Annotated in this window: 17 protein-coding genes; 16 read left to right on the top strand and 1 reads right to left on the bottom strand. The window is 26.7% G+C overall.

What is annotated here, in order from left to right; translation table 11 throughout:
• Positions 1–40: 40 nt before the first annotated feature.
• The 13 genes from priA to BUA19_RS11695 all read left to right on the top strand — a co-directional run bounded on the left by priA (position 41) and on the right by BUA19_RS11695 (position 13,152).
• Complete coding sequence (gene priA / locus BUA19_RS04035) at positions 41–2,503, top strand: primosomal protein N' (protein ID WP_072723931.1); 2,463 nt, start codon at positions 41–43, stop codon at positions 2,501–2,503.
• A gap of 24 nt (positions 2,504–2,527) precedes the next feature.
• Positions 2,528–2,980: a peptide deformylase gene (gene def, locus BUA19_RS04030; RefSeq protein ID WP_072723929.1), complete on the top strand. Its 453-nt coding sequence runs from the start codon at positions 2,528–2,530 to the stop codon at positions 2,978–2,980.
• Between the two features lie 15 nt (positions 2,981–2,995).
• Positions 2,996–3,928: a methionyl-tRNA formyltransferase gene (gene fmt, locus BUA19_RS04025; RefSeq protein WP_072723927.1), complete on the top strand. Its 933-nt coding sequence runs from the start codon at positions 2,996–2,998 to the stop codon at positions 3,926–3,928.
• A gap of 1 nt (position 3,929) precedes the next feature.
• Positions 3,930–4,691 (top strand): DUF116 domain-containing protein, encoded by a 762-nt coding sequence (locus tag BUA19_RS04020; RefSeq protein ID WP_072723925.1) that lies wholly within the window; start codon positions 3,930–3,932, stop codon positions 4,689–4,691.
• Entirely contained in the window at positions 4,681–5,364 is a 684-nt protein-coding gene (locus BUA19_RS04015; RefSeq protein WP_072723923.1) for a zinc metallopeptidase, read from the top strand. The genes BUA19_RS04020 and BUA19_RS04015 overlap by 11 nt, the downstream gene beginning before the upstream one ends.
• A gap of 83 nt (positions 5,365–5,447) precedes the next feature.
• Complete coding sequence (gene rsmB, locus BUA19_RS04010) at positions 5,448–6,779, top strand: 16S rRNA (cytosine(967)-C(5))-methyltransferase RsmB (protein ID WP_072723921.1); 1,332 nt, start codon at positions 5,448–5,450, stop codon at positions 6,777–6,779.
• Between the two features lie 7 nt (positions 6,780–6,786).
• Positions 6,787–7,812, top strand: a complete 1,026-nt coding sequence (gene rlmN, locus BUA19_RS04005; RefSeq protein WP_072723915.1) for a 23S rRNA (adenine(2503)-C(2))-methyltransferase RlmN — start codon at positions 6,787–6,789, stop codon at positions 7,810–7,812.
• A 17-nt stretch (positions 7,813–7,829) separates the two neighbouring features.
• The gene (locus tag BUA19_RS04000; protein WP_072723913.1) at positions 7,830–8,576 is read left to right on the top strand and encodes a Stp1/IreP family PP2C-type Ser/Thr phosphatase; all 747 of its coding nucleotides are present in this window, start codon (positions 7,830–7,832) and stop codon (positions 8,574–8,576) included.
• 10 nt (positions 8,577–8,586) lie between these two features.
• The gene (gene pknB / locus BUA19_RS03995; protein WP_178137449.1) at positions 8,587–10,545 is read left to right on the top strand and encodes a Stk1 family PASTA domain-containing Ser/Thr kinase; all 1,959 of its coding nucleotides are present in this window, start codon (positions 8,587–8,589) and stop codon (positions 10,543–10,545) included.
• Between the two features lie 11 nt (positions 10,546–10,556).
• Entirely contained in the window at positions 10,557–11,441 is an 885-nt protein-coding gene (gene rsgA / locus BUA19_RS03990) for a ribosome small subunit-dependent GTPase A (protein ID WP_072723909.1), read from the top strand.
• Between the two features lie 2 nt (positions 11,442–11,443).
• Entirely contained in the window at positions 11,444–12,100 is a 657-nt protein-coding gene (rpe, locus tag BUA19_RS03985; protein WP_072723907.1) for a ribulose-phosphate 3-epimerase, read from the top strand.
• Positions 12,101–12,111: 11 nt separating this feature from the next.
• Positions 12,112–12,747 (top strand): thiamine diphosphokinase, encoded by a 636-nt coding sequence (locus tag BUA19_RS03980; protein WP_072723905.1) that lies wholly within the window; start codon positions 12,112–12,114, stop codon positions 12,745–12,747.
• Between the two features lie 258 nt (positions 12,748–13,005).
• Positions 13,006–13,152, top strand: coding sequence for a hypothetical protein (locus BUA19_RS11695; protein WP_178137448.1), 147 nt, complete (start codon positions 13,006–13,008; stop codon positions 13,150–13,152).
• Positions 13,153–13,276: 124 nt separating this feature from the next.
• On the opposite strand, the gene rpmB is transcribed toward BUA19_RS11695, so the two are convergent.
• Entirely contained in the window at positions 13,277–13,468 is a 192-nt protein-coding gene (gene rpmB, locus BUA19_RS03975; protein ID WP_072723902.1) for a 50S ribosomal protein L28, read from the bottom strand.
• A gap of 167 nt (positions 13,469–13,635) precedes the next feature.
• Here rpmB and BUA19_RS03970 point away from each other — a divergent pair, with 167 nt between their 5' ends.
• The 3 genes from BUA19_RS03970 to recG all read left to right on the top strand — a co-directional run bounded on the left by BUA19_RS03970 (position 13,636) and on the right by recG (position 17,783).
• On the top strand, positions 13,636–13,992 hold the full coding sequence (locus BUA19_RS03970) for an Asp23/Gls24 family envelope stress response protein (protein WP_072723900.1): 357 nt from the start codon (positions 13,636–13,638) through the stop codon (positions 13,990–13,992).
• Positions 13,993–14,046: 54 nt separating this feature from the next.
• Positions 14,047–15,639 carry a DAK2 domain-containing protein gene (locus BUA19_RS03965; protein WP_072723974.1) on the top strand — a complete coding sequence of 531 codons (1,593 nt, stop codon included), beginning with the start codon at positions 14,047–14,049 and terminating at the stop codon, positions 15,637–15,639.
• Between the two features lie 89 nt (positions 15,640–15,728).
• The gene (gene recG, locus BUA19_RS03960) at positions 15,729–17,783 is read left to right on the top strand and encodes an ATP-dependent DNA helicase RecG (RefSeq protein ID WP_072723898.1); all 2,055 of its coding nucleotides are present in this window, start codon (positions 15,729–15,731) and stop codon (positions 17,781–17,783) included.
• The last annotated feature ends 12 nt before the right edge of the window (positions 17,784–17,795 follow it).

Below are 17,795 nucleotides of genomic sequence, written 5' to 3'. Positions count from 1 at the left end.
TATATAGATGCTTATTTTTCTAATTAAGTAGGTGTATGATATGAACAAATATGCAAAAGTTGTAGTTAGTAATAATTCAAATCATACTGATGAATTATATACTTATAAAATTCCTGAGTTTTTAATAGATGAAATAAAAAAAGGTCATAGGGTATTAGTTCCTTTTGGAAGGGGAAATAAGCCTATAGAAGCTTTTGTATTTGAAATAACTTCTTTTGAAGAAATAAATTTTAAATTAAAAGAAATTATAGATGTAATTGATGAAAAGCCCATATTGAAAGAAAGAGATATAGAAATTATCAAATGGATGAGAGAAGAGTATATGTGTACTTTTATGGATGCTATTAATTGTATGTATCCTAAAGGTGTAAGAGTGGATAATTATAAAGTAGTAAAACTTGTAAAAGAAGAATTTGATGATTTAGAAGAAAGAGAAAAACATGTATTGCAAGAATTAATAAACAATAAAAGAAAAATTAAATTAGAATATTTAAAAAACAAAATAGGCAAAGGAATAGAAAGTATAGTAAAAAAATTAAAAAATAGAGGATTAGTAGATATATGTTGGGAGTATAAAAGTATAAAAAATGAAAAGTATATTTATAATATAAGTTTAAATATATCAAATGAAGAAGTAGATGAAATAGTAAAAGTTTTGATTAAAAAAAGGGCTTTTAAACAAGCTGATGTAATGAATTTTTTAAAAAACAATCCAAATATTCAATTGAGAGATTTAATGAATTTGTTAAATGTAAGTAAGCAGTCTATAAAGTCTTTACAAGAAAAAAAACTAATAAATATAGAAAAGCTTAATTATTATAGAAAACCAAAAATAAATTATATAGTAAAGAACAAAAAAATAAATTTAAATGAAGAACAATTAAATGTATTGAGTAAATTAAAAAAAACAATATATAAAGAAAATAAAAAACCATTTTTGCTTTATGGTGTTACTGGAAGTGGAAAGACTGAAATTTATTTAAATATAATAGAAGAAGCTTTAAAAAATGATATGGACAGTATTGTTTTAGTTCCAGAAATTTCGTTGACACCTCAGACTATAGCTAGGTTTAAAAATAAATTTGGAGATATAATAGCTGTATTTCATAGTAAACTTTCAAGTGGTGAAAAATACGATGAATATAGAAGAATAAAAGAGGGACATGCAAAAATTGTTATAGGGGCAAGATCTGCATTATTTGCACCATTCAGCAATTTAGGGGTAATAATTATTGATGAATTTCATGAGAATTCTTATAAATCAGAAATGAACCCGAAATATAATTCAATAGAAGTTGCTAAGCAAATAGCTAAATTAGAAAATTGTATTTTAATATTGGGATCAGCAACTCCGCCTATTGAAGAATACTATAAATGTAAGACAGGGGAATATGAATTATTAGAGCTTAAAAATAGAGCCAATAATAAAGAAATGCCTTTTATAGAAGTTGTTGATATGAAGGAAGAATTAGATAATGGAAATAAAAGTATATTTAGTAAAAAATTATTTGAAGCTATAAAAGAAAATTTAGAAAGTAATAATCAGATTATATTATTTTTGAATAGAAGGGGATATGCGAGTTTTATATCGTGTAGAAAATGTGGGTATATTTTTAAATGTTTAAATTGTGAAATATCTTTAACATATCATAAAATAAAAAATGTAGGTAAATGTCATTATTGTGGGTATGAAGTGGTTATACCGAAGGAATGTCCAGAATGTAAAAGTAATTATGTAAAAGAATTTGGGATAGGTACTGAAAAAATAGAAGAAGAAGTTAAACGTTATTTTAAATATGCAAAAGTTCTCAGAATGGATAAAGATACTACTTCAAAGAAAGGATCTCATGAAGAAATTTTAAATAAATTTAAAAATAAAGAAGCTGATATTCTTATTGGTACACAAATGATAGGTAAGGGGCTTGATTTTGAAAATGTAACACTTGTTGGAATATTATCTGCTGATATGATTTTGAATTTTCCTGATTTTAGAAGTTCTGAAAGGACATTTCAAATAATAAATCAAGTTGCAGGTAGAGCAGGAAGGGCTCATTTAAATGGAAGAGTAATACTTCAAACTTATGATACAGAACATTATGCAATAAAGCACGCATTGAATTATGATTACGAAGGTTTTTATGAAGATGAAATAAAAATAAGAAATGCTTTTAATTATACTCCATTTAATAATTTAATTAGTGTAGTTGTATATGGAAAAAATGAAAAAAAAGTAGTTGATAACACACAAAAGTTATATGATTCAATTATTTATATACTTAGAAAAAGAGGTTATGAAAAATACGATTTTATTTTAGGGCCAAACCCTTGTCCTATATCTAAAATTAATTTAAACTATAGATGGCAAATATTATTAAAAGATATAGATATTGAAATAAAATTGTTAAAGAGTATAATAAAATATATATGTATACAAAAAAGAGAGTTGATATTTAATAAGGATATAAATATAAGTATAGATATAAATCCATTTAATACATTATAAACATATAAGGAGGTTGTTATTATTATGGCACTTAGAATTATAAGAAAAGAGGGAGATCCGGTTTTAAGGAAAAAATCAAAGGTAGTTGAAAAAATAGATTCAAGAATAATTACATTGCTTGATGATATGGCTGAGACTATGTATGATGCTGATGGAGTAGGACTTGCAGCTCCTCAAGTAGGGATTTTAAAGAGAGTAGTTATAATAGATATAGGAGGAGGGCTTATAGAACTTATAAATCCTGAAATTATAGAACAAAGTGGAAAGCAAAGTGATGATGAAGGATGCCTTAGCGTACCTGGAAAGTTTGGAAAAGTTACTAGACCTAATAAAGTCAAAGTTAGAGCTTTTAATAGAAAAGGAGAAGAAATAATCATAGAAGGAGAAGGGCTTTTAGCTAGAGCACTTTGTCATGAAATAGATCATTTAGAGGGGATTTTATTTATAGACAAGGTGGAAGGAAATTTACAAAGATAAAAAGAGGTGATTTGTTTGAAGGCTGTATTTATGGGAACTCCTGATTTTGCTGTACCATCTTTAAAAGTTTTAATAGAAGAAGGGATTGAGATATTAGGTGTTATAACTCAACCAGATAAACCTAAAGGAAGAGGTAAAAAAATGTCTATGCCTCCAGTAAAAGAGGAGGCATTAAAATATGGAATTGACGTGTATCAACCTAAAAAAGTTAAAGATAAAGAGTTTGTTGAATTTTTAAAAAGTTTAAATCCAGATATAATTGTTGTTGTAGCTTTTGGGCAAATATTATCAAAGGAAATACTGTCTATACCTAAATATGGATGTATAAATGTTCATGCATCTCTTTTGCCTAAATATAGAGGTGCTGCTCCTATAAATTGGGTTATAATAAATGGAGAAAAAACAACTGGAATTACAACAATGTATATGGATGAAGGTCTTGACACGGGAGATATGATTTTAAAAGCTGAAATTGAAATAGGGAGTGAAGAAACAGCAGGAGAGCTTCACGATAGACTTTGTATTTTAGGTGGAGAGGTTTTAAGAGATACTTTAAAATTAATAAAAGAAAATAAAGCACCTAGAGAAGTTCAAGATGATTCGCTTTCTTGTTATGCTCCTATGATGGATAAAAGTCTTGGTAGTATTGATTGGAATAAAAGTGCTAAAGATATATTTAATTTGATAAGAGGAACAAATCCATGGCCAAGTTCTTTTACAAAATACAAGGGGCAAACAATGAAAGTATGGAAGTCAAAGGTATTAGATAAAAAATCAAATGAAAAGCCAGGAACTGTACTTAAAGTTGATCAAAATGGAATTTATGTATCTACAAAAGATGGTATTTTATTGATAGAGGAAATTCAAATGCCAGGTAAGAAGAGAATGTATGTAAAAGAATATATAAAAGGAAATGAAATAGATGAAAAAGTAGTATTAGGTGAATAAAATGGCAAATGAAAATAAGTTTATTTATTCCATGTTTACTTTGGTTATGTTTTTTGTTAGTTTATATATGGGAATTAACTATATAATTAGTGGAAAAAATATAAATGTAACTAATTTTTTTGTGATATTTTTTAATGTGATTTTTTTATTAATAATAATTGTAATATTATTAGCGATAATTGTATCTTATTTAGTATTAAAAGGGAAAAAAATCAACAAAACTATTATTAAATTGAATTTAAAAATAGTAAATATATTATATCCATTTATTATAGTTATAAGTAAATTACTTAAAATACCTAAAAATGATATAAGGAAAGTATATGTAAATTTAAATAATAAATATATATATGCCAGTGATTATAACTTAAAAGCTGAAGATATAATGCTATTAACACCTCATTGTATACAAAAAAGTTTTTGTAAATATAAAGTGACAAATGATATAAAAAATTGTAGACAGTGTGGAAAATGCAATGTAGGTGATTTAGTCAAATTAAAACAAAAATATAAAGTAAAAGTTTTCGTTGCAACTGGAGGAACTCTTGCTAGACGAATAATAATGGAAAATAAACCCAAAGTAGTAATTGCTATTGCGTGTGAAAGAGATTTAACTAGTGGAATTCAAGATGTATCTAAGTTACCGGTTCTTGGAATATTTAACAAGAGACCAAATGGACCTTGTTTTGATACGGAAATAGACATTTTAGAAGTGGAAAAAGCTATAAACTTTTTTTTAGGAGGTGATTATAATGTATTATAGATTTGATCCGACTTTTATAATATTAATTCCGGCAATAATACTTGCATTTTATGCTCAAATAAAAGTTCAAACTACATTTAATGAATATTTAAGAGTAGAGAGCTTAAGGGGATATACTGGAGCAGAAGTTGCAAGATATATATTAGATAGAAATGGATTAAACAATGTAAGTATAGAAGTTACAGGTGGAATGTTAAGCGATCATTATGATCCTAGGAGTAGGGTTTTAAGGCTTTCAAATGATGTATACTATGGAACATCTATTGCATCTATTTCTGTTGCTGCACATGAAGTAGGTCATGCTATTCAACATGCAAATGCTTATTTTCCACTTGTGTTCAGAAATAGCTTAGTTCCTATTGTAAATATAAGTTCGTCTATGTCTTGGATATTTATAATGATGGGTTTTGTGGCTAGTAGATTATTTTTAGATATAGGAATACTTTTATTTTCAGCAGCTGTTTTATTTCAAGTTATAACTTTGCCTGTTGAGTTTAATGCTTCATCTAGAGCTATAGATGAATTAGTAGCGAATAATTTAATAACATTTGATGAAGAAAAATTGAGCAAGAGAGTTTTAAATGCAGCGGCACTTACTTATATTGCAGCAGCTGCAAGTGCTATATTACAGCTTTTGAGATTAGTGCTTATAAGAAATAGTAGAGATGATTAATAATATAAATCCCATATTATTTTTATTCTGAAGGATAAAAATAATATGGGGATTTTTTTGAAAAATAAAAAAGGAGAGATTATATGAAAAATGCAAGAGAAGTAGCATTGAATGCTATATATGATATAGAAAATAAAGGGCTTTACTCAAATATAGGAGTTAATAAGTATCTTAAAAATAGTAATTTAAAAGATGTAGATAGAGGATTTGCAACGGAAATTATATATGGAGTTGTTGAAAATAGGTATTTTTTAAATTATGTTATAGATAAATTTTCAAGTATTAAATCGAATAAATTATCTTCTTATGTTAGAATAATACTTCAAATGGGAATATATCAAATTTTATTTTTAGATAGTGTAAAGGAGTTTGCAGCGGTAAATGAAAGTGTAAATTTAGCAAAAAAATATCATAAAAAAGCATCAGGTTTTGTAAATGGAGTTTTGAGAAATATTGTTAGAAATCAAGAGAAAATAAAATATCCAGATAAAAACAAAGATTTGATAAAATATTTTTCGGTAAAGTATTCCTATGAACGATGGATAATTGAAAATTGGATTAATAATTTTGGAGAAGAATTTACACAAGATTTAATAGAAGCGAATAGTGAAAAACCTAATTTATATTTAAGAACAAATACTTTAAAGATATCTAGAGATGAACTCATTAAAAAACTAAAAAATTATGGTATAGAGTGTGAAAAGGTAAAAATAGTAGAAGAGGCAATAATGGTAAAAAATTTAAAAAATATAGAAAATAATAAAATGTTTAAAAAGGGATATTTTCAAGTTCAAGATATAAGCTCTATGATTATTGGACATATTATAAATCCAAATAAAAATTCTCGTATATTAGATGTTTGTTCTGCTCCAGGAGGAAAGGCTACTCATTTAGCAACTTTGATGGAAAATACAGGACAAGTTGTTGCAAGAGATATATTTGAGCATAAATTAAAACTTATAAGTGAAAATGTTAAAAGATTGGGGCTTAACAATGTTAAAGTTGAAAAATTCGATGCACTTAATATTGATGAAAAAAACATAGGAAAGTTTGATTATGTATTGGTAGATGCGCCGTGTTCTGGATTTGGAATAATAAGGAGAAAACCAGAAATCAAATATAAGACTAAAAAAGAAGTTTTGAATCTTCCACAAATACAAAAAAATATATTAAAAAATAGTTCAAAATATGTAAAAAAAGGTGGATTATTAGTATATAGTACATGTACAATAGAAGATAGAGAAAATATAGAGATAATAAATGACTTTTTAAAGGAAAATGATAATTTTGAACTTGAACCTATAAGCAATATAAAAATTGATTTGGAAAATCAAGAAAAAGGATATATAAAACTTTATCCTCATATTCATGGAATGGATGGATTTTTTATAGCTAAAATAAGAAAAGTAAGGTAGTGATAATATGGAAAAAGTGTATTTAAAATCTTTAACAGAAGAACAGTTAAAGGAATTTATAAAAAATATAGGAGAAAAATCTTTTAGAGGAAATCAAATTTTTAGTTGGTTATATAAAGGTGTAGAAAGTTTTGATGAAATGAGTAATTTGTCTAAAGGCTTGAGAGAAAAGCTTTCAAGTATAGCTAGTGTAGGTAATATAAGGATATATAAAAAGTTTGAATCTAAAATAGATGGAACGATAAAATATTTATTTGCATTAGAAGATGATAATATAATAGAAAGTGTTATGATGAAATATGAACATGGAATATCTGTATGTATTTCAACTCAGGTAGGATGTAGAATGGGATGTTCATTTTGTGCATCTACTATTGATGGTCTTGAAAGAAATTTAAAATCGTGGGAAATTATAGACCAGGTGTTGAAAATACAAAAAGATATAGGTCATAGAGTATCCAATATAGTTCTTATGGGAAGTGGAGAACCATTAGATAATTTTGATGAAGTTAAGCAATTTTTAAAAATAGTTAATGAGAAAAATGGATTAAATATAGGTTATAGACATATTACGCTATCGACTTGTGGAATAGTGCCAAAAATATATGAACTTTCTGATTTAAAACTTCCTATTAATTTGGCTATATCTCTTCATGCTCCTGATGATAAAAAAAGAAAAGAGATAATGCCAATAGCAAAGGCATATTCTATAGATGAAATTATTAAAGCTTGTAAGTATTATATAAAAAATACAAATAGAAGAGTTACTTTTGAATATTCATTAATAAAGGGATTTAATGATACTAAAAAAGATATTGAAATTTTAGCAAATAGATTAAAAGGACTTTTATGTCATGTGAATTTGATACCTATAAACAAAGTTGAAGAGAGAAATTTTGAAAAACCTAAAATGGATTTTGTATATAAATTTAGAGATGAATTAAATAAAAGAGGAATTACAGCAACTATAAGAAGAGAAATGGGAAGTGATATTAATGGAGCGTGTGGTCAATTGAGGAGAAAGCATTTATAATTTATAGGGGTGATTTTATGGAATATAAGATTTTATCTGATATAGGTAATGCTAGAAAACAAAATGAGGATTTTTGTGGCGGGGAAATTATACTTGATAATAATAAAAAATTAGGAATATTTATTATAGCTGATGGTATGGGAGGACATAAAAAAGGAGAAGTTGCCAGTAAATTAGCGGTGGAAAATACATTATATTTTTTAAAGAAAAATTTAATAAAATGCAACTATGAAGATGAAAATGAAATTAAATTTGTATTAAAACAATCTTATAATTATGCAAATACTATAGTATATAGAACTTCTTTTTATGAGAAAGAGTATCAAGGAATGGGAACTACTTTAACAACAGCATTAATTTATAAAGACAACTTGTATGTTGCAAATATTGGGGACAGTAGATGTTATTTGTTTAGCGATGGAGTATTAAAAAAAATTACAAAAGACAATTCGTTAATTCAAGAATTAATGGATAAAGGTGCTATAACAGAGGAAGAGGCTTTAATTCATCCACAAAGAAATGTAATTACAAGAGCTATAGGAACAGATGAATATATAAAAATAGATTTTTATAAAGAAAATATTAAAAAAAATGATAAAATATTATTGACTACAGATGGACTTACAAATAGCGTTTTAATAGAAGAAATGAAGGAAGTATTAAGTAGCAATATTGATTTAGATTTGTGTTGTACTAAATTAATTTCTCTAGCAAAAGAAAAAGGTAGCCATGATAATATATCTGTTATATGTATATCAATCTAATTAGAGAGTGGTGATAAACTTGGTAGGAAATGTACTTGATAATAGGTATGAGATACTAGAGAAAATAGGAGATGGAGGAATGGCCTTTGTATATAAGGCTAAATGCAGAATATTAAATAGAATTGTAGCTATTAAAGTGTTGAGAATGGAATTTGTTGATGATGAAGAGTTCGTTTTAAAATTTAAAAATGAAGCTTTAGCTTCAGCAGGTCTTACTCATCCTAATATTGTAAGTATATATGATGTGGGACAAGATGATAAAATTCATTATATAGTAATGGAGTATGTTGATGGGTTAAATTTAAAAGAGCTTATAAAAAAGGAAGGAACTATTGAGCCTTTTTATGCTCTTAATATAACTAAGCAAATAGCCATGGCTTTAAGTCAAGCTCATAAAAATGGTATAATACATAGAGATATAAAACCACATAATATTTTGATTTCAAAAGATGGGCTTGCAAAGGTTGCAGATTTTGGAATAGCTAAAGCTGCAACTAGTACTACTATAACAGCTATGGGTAGCGTTATAGGGTCTGTTCATTATTTTTCTCCTGAACAAGCAAGAGGGGGATATATTGATAAAAGTTCAGATTTATATTCTTTAGGTATAGTTTTATATGAAATGCTTACAGGTAAAGTTCCATTTAGAGGTGATACTCCTGTCAATATAGCTTTAAAACACATAAATGAAGAAGTAATTTTTTCTCGTGAAATGGAAGCTAAAATACCTAAAGAAATAAGAATGTTGGTTTGCAAATTAACTCAAAAAAATCAAGTGAATAGATATCAAACTGCTGAGGAATTAATTAGAGATATAGAATATATAGAAAATGATGTTGAACCTGATTTTGAACAGGATTATGAGTATTACGCTACTCAAAAACTCGATACATTAAATGAAGAAATAAAACAAAAAATGGTCAAAGATTACAAGGAAGAAGGAGTTAAAACAGATATGAGGAAGAAAAAAACTAATAAGAAATTATTAACTTTATTAGCTATTTCTCTTGCATTAATTTTGTCTTTGGGATTGACTTTTACAGCGTATATGGTAAAAGATTTGTTTGTTGTAAAGCAATATGAAATGCCAAATTTGGAAAATACAACATTGGATGAAACAAAACAAAGATTAGAAGCAATAGGAATTAAAGTTGAAGTAAGAAGAGAATTATATGATGATTCAATAGAAAAAGATCATATAATAACTCAAATCCCTAAAGCGGGAAGTCCAATAAAAAAAGGACAAGTTGTAAAAGTCGATGTCAGTAAGGGTGGAGAACCTGTTAGTGTTCCTAATTTGATAAGAGAAAAATTAGAAGAGGCTGATAAAATATTAGAAGAAAATAATCTTAAAGAAGGTATTATAGAATATAAATTTAGTTCTTTACCAGAGGGAACTATATTAGATCAAAGACCAAAGGCTTTTACGGAAGTAGAAGAAGGTACAGGAATAGATCTTGTTGTTAGTAAAGGTAAAGAAGTAAAATTAATAAAAGTTCCAAATTTGATTGGAAAAACTTTAGAAGATGCTAGAATTAGTTTGGAAGGATTTACAATAGGAAATATAACTTATAAAGAAGATAAAACAAAGAAAGAGGGAGTAATATTACATCAAAGTATAAAAGCTAATCAATATGTAGAAGAAGGTTCTAAAATAGATTTGATTGTTAATGAATATAGTGAAGATTTGAATTATAATGATAAAGATCAACAAAAAGATGATGAAAAAGAAAATGAAGATATATTTGAAAAGCAAATTTCTATTGAATTGCCTGAAAACGAGGAAATTGTAAAAGTATTAGTTAAAGAAATAGGAAAAGACACATCGAAAATAATATTTAGTAAGGAAATTAATACAAAAGAAAAAGGAAATATAGTTTTAGTTCCGATAAAAGGAACAGGTCAAAAAGAATATGAGATATATGTAGATAATGAATTATATGAAACTATTTCAGTAAATTTTGAATAAAGGAGGGAACTATGTTAAGAGGAAGAATAATAAAAGGTATAGGTGGATTTTATTATGTAGATACAGATAAAGGGGTTTTTGAATGTAAGGCAAGAGGAATATTTAGAAAAAAGAAAATAGTTCCACTTGTTGGAGATTTAGTTGAGGTAAGTATTATAGAAGAAGATGAGAAAAAAGGTGTTATAGAAGAAATTTATGAAAGAAGTAGTGAATTAATAAGACCACCTGTATCTAATATAACTAAGGCTATAATAGTATTTTCTGTTAAAAATCCAAATCCTCATTTTTCACTTATGGATAGATTTATAGCCTTAGCTGAGAGAGAGGGACTTGAAATAGTAATAGTTATTAGTAAGATAGATTTAGATGATGACAATTATTTTGAAAAAATAGATAATATATACAAAAAAGCAGGCTATAAGGTTATACCAATAAGTGTAAAAAAATCTATAAATATAGAAAAAATAAAAGAAGAATTAGTAGATAATATAGTAGTTTTTGCAGGACCTTCAGGCGTGGGTAAATCAAGTCTTTTAAATGCTATTGATTCGAATTTAAAATTAGAAACAGGAAGTATAAGTAAAAAAATTAAAAGAGGAAAACATACAACAAGACATGCTGAACTTTTAAAATTACAGTGTGGAGGTATGGTTGTAGATACTCCTGGATTTAGTTCTTTAAATTTGGATAATATAGATGAAAGGGAATTAAAAGATTACTTTGTGGAATTTGACAAATATTCATCAGAATGTAAATTTTATAGAAATTGTTTACATGAAAATGAACCAGATTGTAGCGTTAAAGATGCGATTAAAAGAGGAGAAATATCAAAGCAAAGATATGAAAGTTATTTACAGCTACTCAAAGAAATAAGAAAAAATAATAGGAGGTATTAGATATGATAAAATTAGCTCCATCAATACTTTCAGCTGATTTTGCAAGACTTTTAGAAGATGTGAAGAAAGTAGAAAATGCAGGATGTGAATATTTGCATATAGATGTAATGGATGGTCATTTTGTTCCAAATATAACATTGGGACCAGCTATAGTTAAAAGCCTTAGAAAAGATGTTAATATGGTATTTGATGTCCATTTAATGATTGAAAATCCTGATATGTACATTAAAAGTTTTGTAGATGCAGGGGCTGATATAATAACTGTACATCAAGAAGCTTGTATTCATCTTCACAGGACAATACAAAATATAAAATCTTTAGGAGTTAAGGCGGCTGTTGCTTTAAATCCAGCAACGTCTATTGAAACTATTAAACATGTTGTAGATGAACTTGATATGGTTCTTGTTATGACTGTAAATCCTGGTTTTGGGGGTCAAAAATTTATACAGAGTATGGTATATAAGATAAAAGAATTAAAAAAATTAATAGATGAAAAAGGATTAAATGTAGATATACAAGTAGATGGAGGAATAAAACCTGATAATGTAGATAAAGTAGTAAAAGCAGGAGCCAATATTATAGTTGCAGGTTCAGCGATATTTAACAGTGAAAATATACCTGATACAGTTAAAAATTTTAGAGAAAATGCTAATGTTTAGGGAGTGATATATTGAAAGTAGCTATAATATCCAATGGGGATATTAAAGATTATGATTTTCATAAAAACATAGTAAAAAAATACGATTATATAATATGTGCAGATGGAGCATCTAATCACGCATATAAAATGGGGATAATTCCTAATATGATATTGGGTGATTTGGACTCGATAAATGAAGAAGTAAAAAAATATTTTATGAATAAAAAAGTAAAATTTAATACATTTCCTTCTAAAAAAAATAAAACTGATACAGAAATATGTATAGATTATGCGTTAAATTTAGGAGCTAAAGAAGTAGTTTTATTAGGTGTAATTGGGAGCAGAATGGATCATTCTTTAGCTAATATAAATATTTTGTATTATTTAATCAAGCAAGGCATAAAGGCAAGTATAGTAAATGAAAATAATGAAATACATATAACTGATAATGAAATAGAAGTTACAGGTAAACAGGGAGATATAATATCTATTATTCCTTTATATAATGATGTAGAAGGAGTTACTTTAAAAGGGCTTGAATATCCTTTGGATAATTTTTATTTGAAATTTTCAAGTTCTAGAGGTATATCAAATGTAATGATGGGTGATAGATGCAAAATAAGTTTAAAAAAAGGATATTTATTAGTTATAAAATCTAAAGATTAAATTTTTTAGGTCCTATGTTATTTTAATATAACGTAGGACTTTTTTATAACGAATAGGAAATTATATTCCTATTTAAATTGTGGATAAATATAAATTCCGTTATGAGTTTTAAGCAACGGAATTTGTTAGAATTCGTTGGCGCCATGAAATTTTAAAAAAGTCTACATTTAAAATCTTTAGAATGAAGACTTTTTTATTTGTATCATTTTAAATTTTTTTGAATATATTAAATATATGAAGAATATTGGGGTGAAGCCTATGAGAAGGTGTACGAAGCATTTAGTGGGATTAATTTGTATAGCTATAGGAATTAGCATTATAATTTCAATTGTTTTACCTAATTGGCTATGGATGACTTGTTTTGCAATTGTTCTTATTATAATAGGTTGTATTTGTTTTAAATAGGGGGGATAATATGAAAATAGTAGCTATTAAATTACCTAAATTTTTATCTGCAATAATAAAAATATTTATAAAAAAGAAATGAAAAAAGCCTACTTATTTAACAAGTAGGCTTGTGTATGTCAAATTATATAGCTCTTTCTACGTTGCCAGAACGTAAGCATCTTGTACATACGTTTAATCTCTTTGGAGTACCATCAACTATTGCTCTAACTCTTCTTAAATTAGGAGCCCAAGTTCTTTTGTTGTGACGGTTTGAGTGACTGACTGTATTTCCTGAAACTTTTCCTTTTCCGCAAATAGCACAAACTCTTGCCATAATTAACACCTCCTTCAAACCTTTATCAATGTCACTAAAAACATAATTATATTATCATATTACTTTTACTTTTGCAAGGGAAATGTTATATTTATATTGAATAAATTATATATATAATATAGAATTATATTATATGTTATTTTACGATTATTATAGGGGGTAAAAAAATGACTGGAACAATTGTCAATAAATATGGTAATATCTATATTGATAAAGAAGTTATAGAAAAAATAGCATCTCAAGCTGCAGTAGAATGTTATGGATTAGTAGGATTTGGTTATAAATCTAAAGTTAATGGATTGGTTGAGTTATTAAAAAAAGAAAATATGAGTAAAGGAGTAAAGGTCGAAATAGAAGAAGATAAAGTTTATATAGAATTATTTGTTATTATACAATATGGTACAAAAATATCGGTTGTTGCTGATAATATAATAAATAGAGTAAAGTACAGCATTGAAAAAATGACTTCACTTAAAGTAAAACAAATAGATATAAATGTGCAAGGAGTTAGAGTTTATAAGTAGTTAGGAGGTAAAATTTTGAAAATAGAATATATAGATGGGAAGCTCTTAAAGGACATGCTTGTATCTGGAGCAAATAATTTGGAAAATCACAAAGAGCTTGTAGATAAATTAAATGTATTTCCTGTACCAGATGGAGATACAGGAACAAATATGTCTTTGACAATAGCTTCAGCTATAAAAGAAGTTTTAAAAATTTCAAGTGATAATATAAATGATATTGGAAAGGCAGCTTCTAAAGGATCGTTAATGGGAGCTAGGGGTAATTCAGGAGTAATATTATCTCAGCTATTAAGAGGGTTTTCAAAATCTATAGAAGATAAAGAAAAATTGAGTACTATAGATATAGCTAATGCTTTAAAAGAAGGAGCGGATACTGCTTATAGAGCTGTAATAAAACCTATAGAAGGAACTATACTTACAGTGGCAAGAGAAACTGGGGAGTATGCATTAAAAATAGCTAAAAAAGAAAAAAATGTAAAGACATTTTTTGAAAAAGTGATTGATGCAGCTAATAGGTCTTTAGATAAAACTCCGGAAATATTAAAAACATTAAAAGAAGCAGGAGTTGTAGATTCTGGAGGCAAGGGATTAGTAATTATATATGAAGGTGCATATAAGGCTTTAATAGGAGAACCTGTTAAAAATGAGAAATATTTTATTGAGGAGTATAGTGAAGATGTATTTAATAAAAATATAAAAGATGATATAAAATTTTCGTATTGTACTGAATTTATATTAGAAAGTGATAAAATAGATTCAAATAATATAAAAAAAATTATAGAAAAATATGGAGATAGTTTAATTGTAGTTGGGGATGATTCTTTAATTAAAATACATATACATACAAATAATCCAGGTTTAGTATTGGAAGAAGCTTTAAAGTATGGACAATTGAATAAAATAAAAATAGATAATATGAGAATTCAACATGAGAATAGATTAGTTGAAGAATATAATAATGATAGTATAAAAGAAGAAACTATAGAAATTAAAAAATATGGATTTATAGCTACAGCTATGGGAGATGGAATTGCTTCAATATTTAAGGATTTTGGGGTGGACTATGTAATAGAAGGTGGACAGACAATGAATCCTAGTACAGAGGATTTTTTAGAAGGAATAGATAATATAAATGCAGAAAATATAATAATACTTCCAAATAATAGCAATATAGTAATGGCTGCAAATCAAGCGAGAGAAATTTCTAATAAAAATATAATAGTAATTCCTTCTAAGACTATACCTCAAGGATTTGCTGCACTTTTAGCTTTTAATTCAGAAGCGGATTACATTTCAAATGAAAAAGCAATGAAATATGCTTTAAACAATATTAAAACAGGACAAGTAACATTTGCTGTAAGAGATACTAATATTAATGGAGTAGATATAAAAGAAGGAGATATAATAGGAATAGGTGAAGGGGAAATAAAAAAATCTGGAAAAGATAAAAAAGAAGTTACATTGTCTTTGATAGAGGAATTAGTTGATGAGGATAATGAGATTGTAACTTTATTTTATGGAAAAGAAATAGATAAAAAGCACGCAGAGGAAATAAGAGATATAATAGAAGAGAAATATGATTATTTAGATGTGGAAATTTACTATGGAGGTCAACCTTTATATTATTATATTATTTCTGTAGAATAGATGCATTGTTTTAAAGCCCAATATTATTTTTAAAATAATATTGGGGTTTTTTATAATGAATAGGAAAAGTTTATTTTAGGGTGATTTTGATGAATTTAAATAAGAATTTGCAATACATAAAAGGAATAGGGCCTAAGAGGTGTAAAAAATTAAATAAGTTAGGCTTATATACGTTAAAAGATTTACTTTATTATTTTCCACGTCAATATGAAGATAGAAGTAAATTTAAAAAAATTTTTGATTTAGTAAATGGAGAAAAGGTATCTATAAGGGGTATTATAGTAGATTTTGAAGTTATAAAACCAAAAGATAATATAACTATAAGTAAAATTGAAGTTAAAGATGATACAGGGTATGCAAAACTTGTATTTTTCAATCAACAATATATTTTAAGCAATTTTAAAAAGGGAGATAGAATTGTTGCGTTTGGAAAAATAAAAAAAGAATTTGGAAAAACTGAAATTTTAAATTCTGAAGTAGAATTAGATACAAAAGATGCAACTTTAGTTGGCAAGATAGTACCTATATATTCTCTTACACATGGAATTACTAATAAAGAGTTAAGAAATATTATGAAAAATGTAATATTTAATTTAGATGAAAAAATAAAGGAATATTTACCAGAAGATATATTGGCAAAAAATAAACTTTGTGATATTGATTTTTCAATAAGAAATATTCATCTGCCTAAAACTTTAAATAATTTAAAAATAGCTTTATATAGACTTGTATTTGAAGAATTTTTAATTCTTCAATTAGGTCTTTTCTATTTAAAAAGTGGAGTTGTTGATAAAGAGGGGATTAAGTTTGAAAAAAAATCAAAGTTGTATGAAATAATAAATTCTTTGCCTTTTTCACTTACTAATGCACAGGCTAGAACTTTAGATGATATATTAAACGATATGAATTCAAATAAAGTGATGAATAGATTAGTTCAAGGAGATGTTGGGTCTGGTAAGACAGTAGTAGCTCTTTTATCTCTTGCTAATGCTGTGTTAAATGGATATCAGGGAGCGATGATGGCTCCCACAGAGATATTGGCAGAGCAACATTATAATTCTTTAATTCAAGTATTGTCTAAATTTGATATGAATATAGAATTGTTAGTTGGAAGTTTAACTAAAAAGAAAAAGAGAGAGATACTTAAAAAAGTAAAAGATGGTGATGTAAATATATTAATTGGAACTCATGCACTTATTGAAGATGAAGTTGAATTTAAAAATTTAGGTATGGTTATAACTGATGAGCAGCATAGATTTGGGGTAAGACAAAGAAGCAAATTGTCAGAAAAAGGTAATAATCCAGATGTTTTAGTAATGACTGCAACTCCTATTCCTAGAACACTTGCACTTATTTTGTATGGAGATTTAGATATATCTATAATAGATGAACTCCCTCCAGGTAGACAAAAAATAGATACATTTGCTATTCCTAAAGAAAAAAGAGGAAAAGCATATAACTTTGTAAGAAGTCAAGTTGAACTTGGAAGACAAGTTTATATAGTATGTCCATTAGTTGAAGAATCGGAGGTTATACAGGCAAAAGCTGCAGTTGAATTATTAGAAGAGTTAAGTTCAAAATATTTTTCTGATTTAAGATTAGGGCTTTTGCATGGAAAAATGAAAGCCAATGAAAAAGATGAAATTATGAAAAAATTTAAGAATGGAGAAATTGATATATTAGTTTCTACAACGGTTATAGAAGTTGGAGTAAATGTTCCAAATGCTACTTTGATGATAATAGAAAATGCAGAAAGGTTTGGACTTGCTCAGCTTCATCAATTAAGGGGGAGGGTTGGAAGAGGTAAGTATAAGTCTTATTGTATACTTATATATTCTTCAAAAAATGATATTGCACTTGAGCGTATGAAGATAATGGAACAAACTACAGATGGATTTAAAATATCTGAAAGAGATTTAGAAATTAGGGGTCCAGGAGAATTTTTTGGGACAAGACAGCATGGGCTTCCAGATTTGAAGATAGCAAATATTTTTAAACATATGAAAATATTAAAAGAAGCGCAAAAACAAGCAAAATTAATAATAAAAGAAGATAGTAAATTAAATCTTGAAAAAAATAAGAATTTAAAAAAAGAAATATTGGAAAAATTTAAAGGTAAATTAAATGAAATATCACTTAATTAATAAATTTATGTA

Origin of the sequence: Tepidibacter thalassicus DSM 15285 (genome assembly GCF_900129915.1) — a bacterium.
Taxonomy (GTDB): Bacteria; Bacillota; Clostridia; order Peptostreptococcales; family Peptostreptococcaceae; genus Tepidibacter; species Tepidibacter thalassicus.
This window is presented reverse-complemented; position numbering and strand designations above follow the sequence as displayed.

What these genes read in the sequence shown, in the direction of transcription:
- rpe (WP_072723907.1), top strand. Translation starts at nt 11,444, where the DNA reads ATGATAAAATTAGCTCCATCAATACTTTCAGCTGATTTTGCAAGACTT.
- BUA19_RS03970 (WP_072723900.1), top strand. Translation starts at nt 13,636, where the DNA reads ATGACTGGAACAATTGTCAATAAATATGGTAATATCTATATTGATAAA.
- BUA19_RS03965 (WP_072723974.1), top strand. Translation starts at nt 14,047, where the DNA reads ATGCTTGTATCTGGAGCAAATAATTTGGAAAATCACAAAGAGCTTGTA.
- rsgA (WP_072723909.1), top strand. Translation starts at nt 10,557, where the DNA reads ATGTTAAGAGGAAGAATAATAAAAGGTATAGGTGGATTTTATTATGTA.
- rpmB (WP_072723902.1), bottom strand. Translation starts at nt 13,468, where the DNA reads ATGGCAAGAGTTTGTGCTATTTGCGGAAAAGGAAAAGTTTCAGGAAAT.
- BUA19_RS04020 (WP_072723925.1), top strand. Translation starts at nt 3,930, where the DNA reads ATGGCAAATGAAAATAAGTTTATTTATTCCATGTTTACTTTGGTTATG.
- recG (WP_072723898.1), top strand. Translation starts at nt 15,729, where the DNA reads ATGAATTTAAATAAGAATTTGCAATACATAAAAGGAATAGGGCCTAAG.
- BUA19_RS04000 (WP_072723913.1), top strand. Translation starts at nt 7,830, where the DNA reads ATGGAATATAAGATTTTATCTGATATAGGTAATGCTAGAAAACAAAAT.
- rlmN (WP_072723915.1), top strand. Translation starts at nt 6,787, where the DNA reads ATGGAAAAAGTGTATTTAAAATCTTTAACAGAAGAACAGTTAAAGGAA.
- BUA19_RS11695 (WP_178137448.1), top strand. Translation starts at nt 13,006, where the DNA reads ATGAGAAGGTGTACGAAGCATTTAGTGGGATTAATTTGTATAGCTATA.
- def (WP_072723929.1), top strand. Translation starts at nt 2,528, where the DNA reads ATGGCACTTAGAATTATAAGAAAAGAGGGAGATCCGGTTTTAAGGAAA.
- priA (WP_072723931.1), top strand. Translation starts at nt 41, where the DNA reads ATGAACAAATATGCAAAAGTTGTAGTTAGTAATAATTCAAATCATACT.
- BUA19_RS04015 (WP_072723923.1), top strand. Translation starts at nt 4,681, where the DNA reads ATGTATTATAGATTTGATCCGACTTTTATAATATTAATTCCGGCAATA.
- rsmB (WP_072723921.1), top strand. Translation starts at nt 5,448, where the DNA reads ATGAAAAATGCAAGAGAAGTAGCATTGAATGCTATATATGATATAGAA.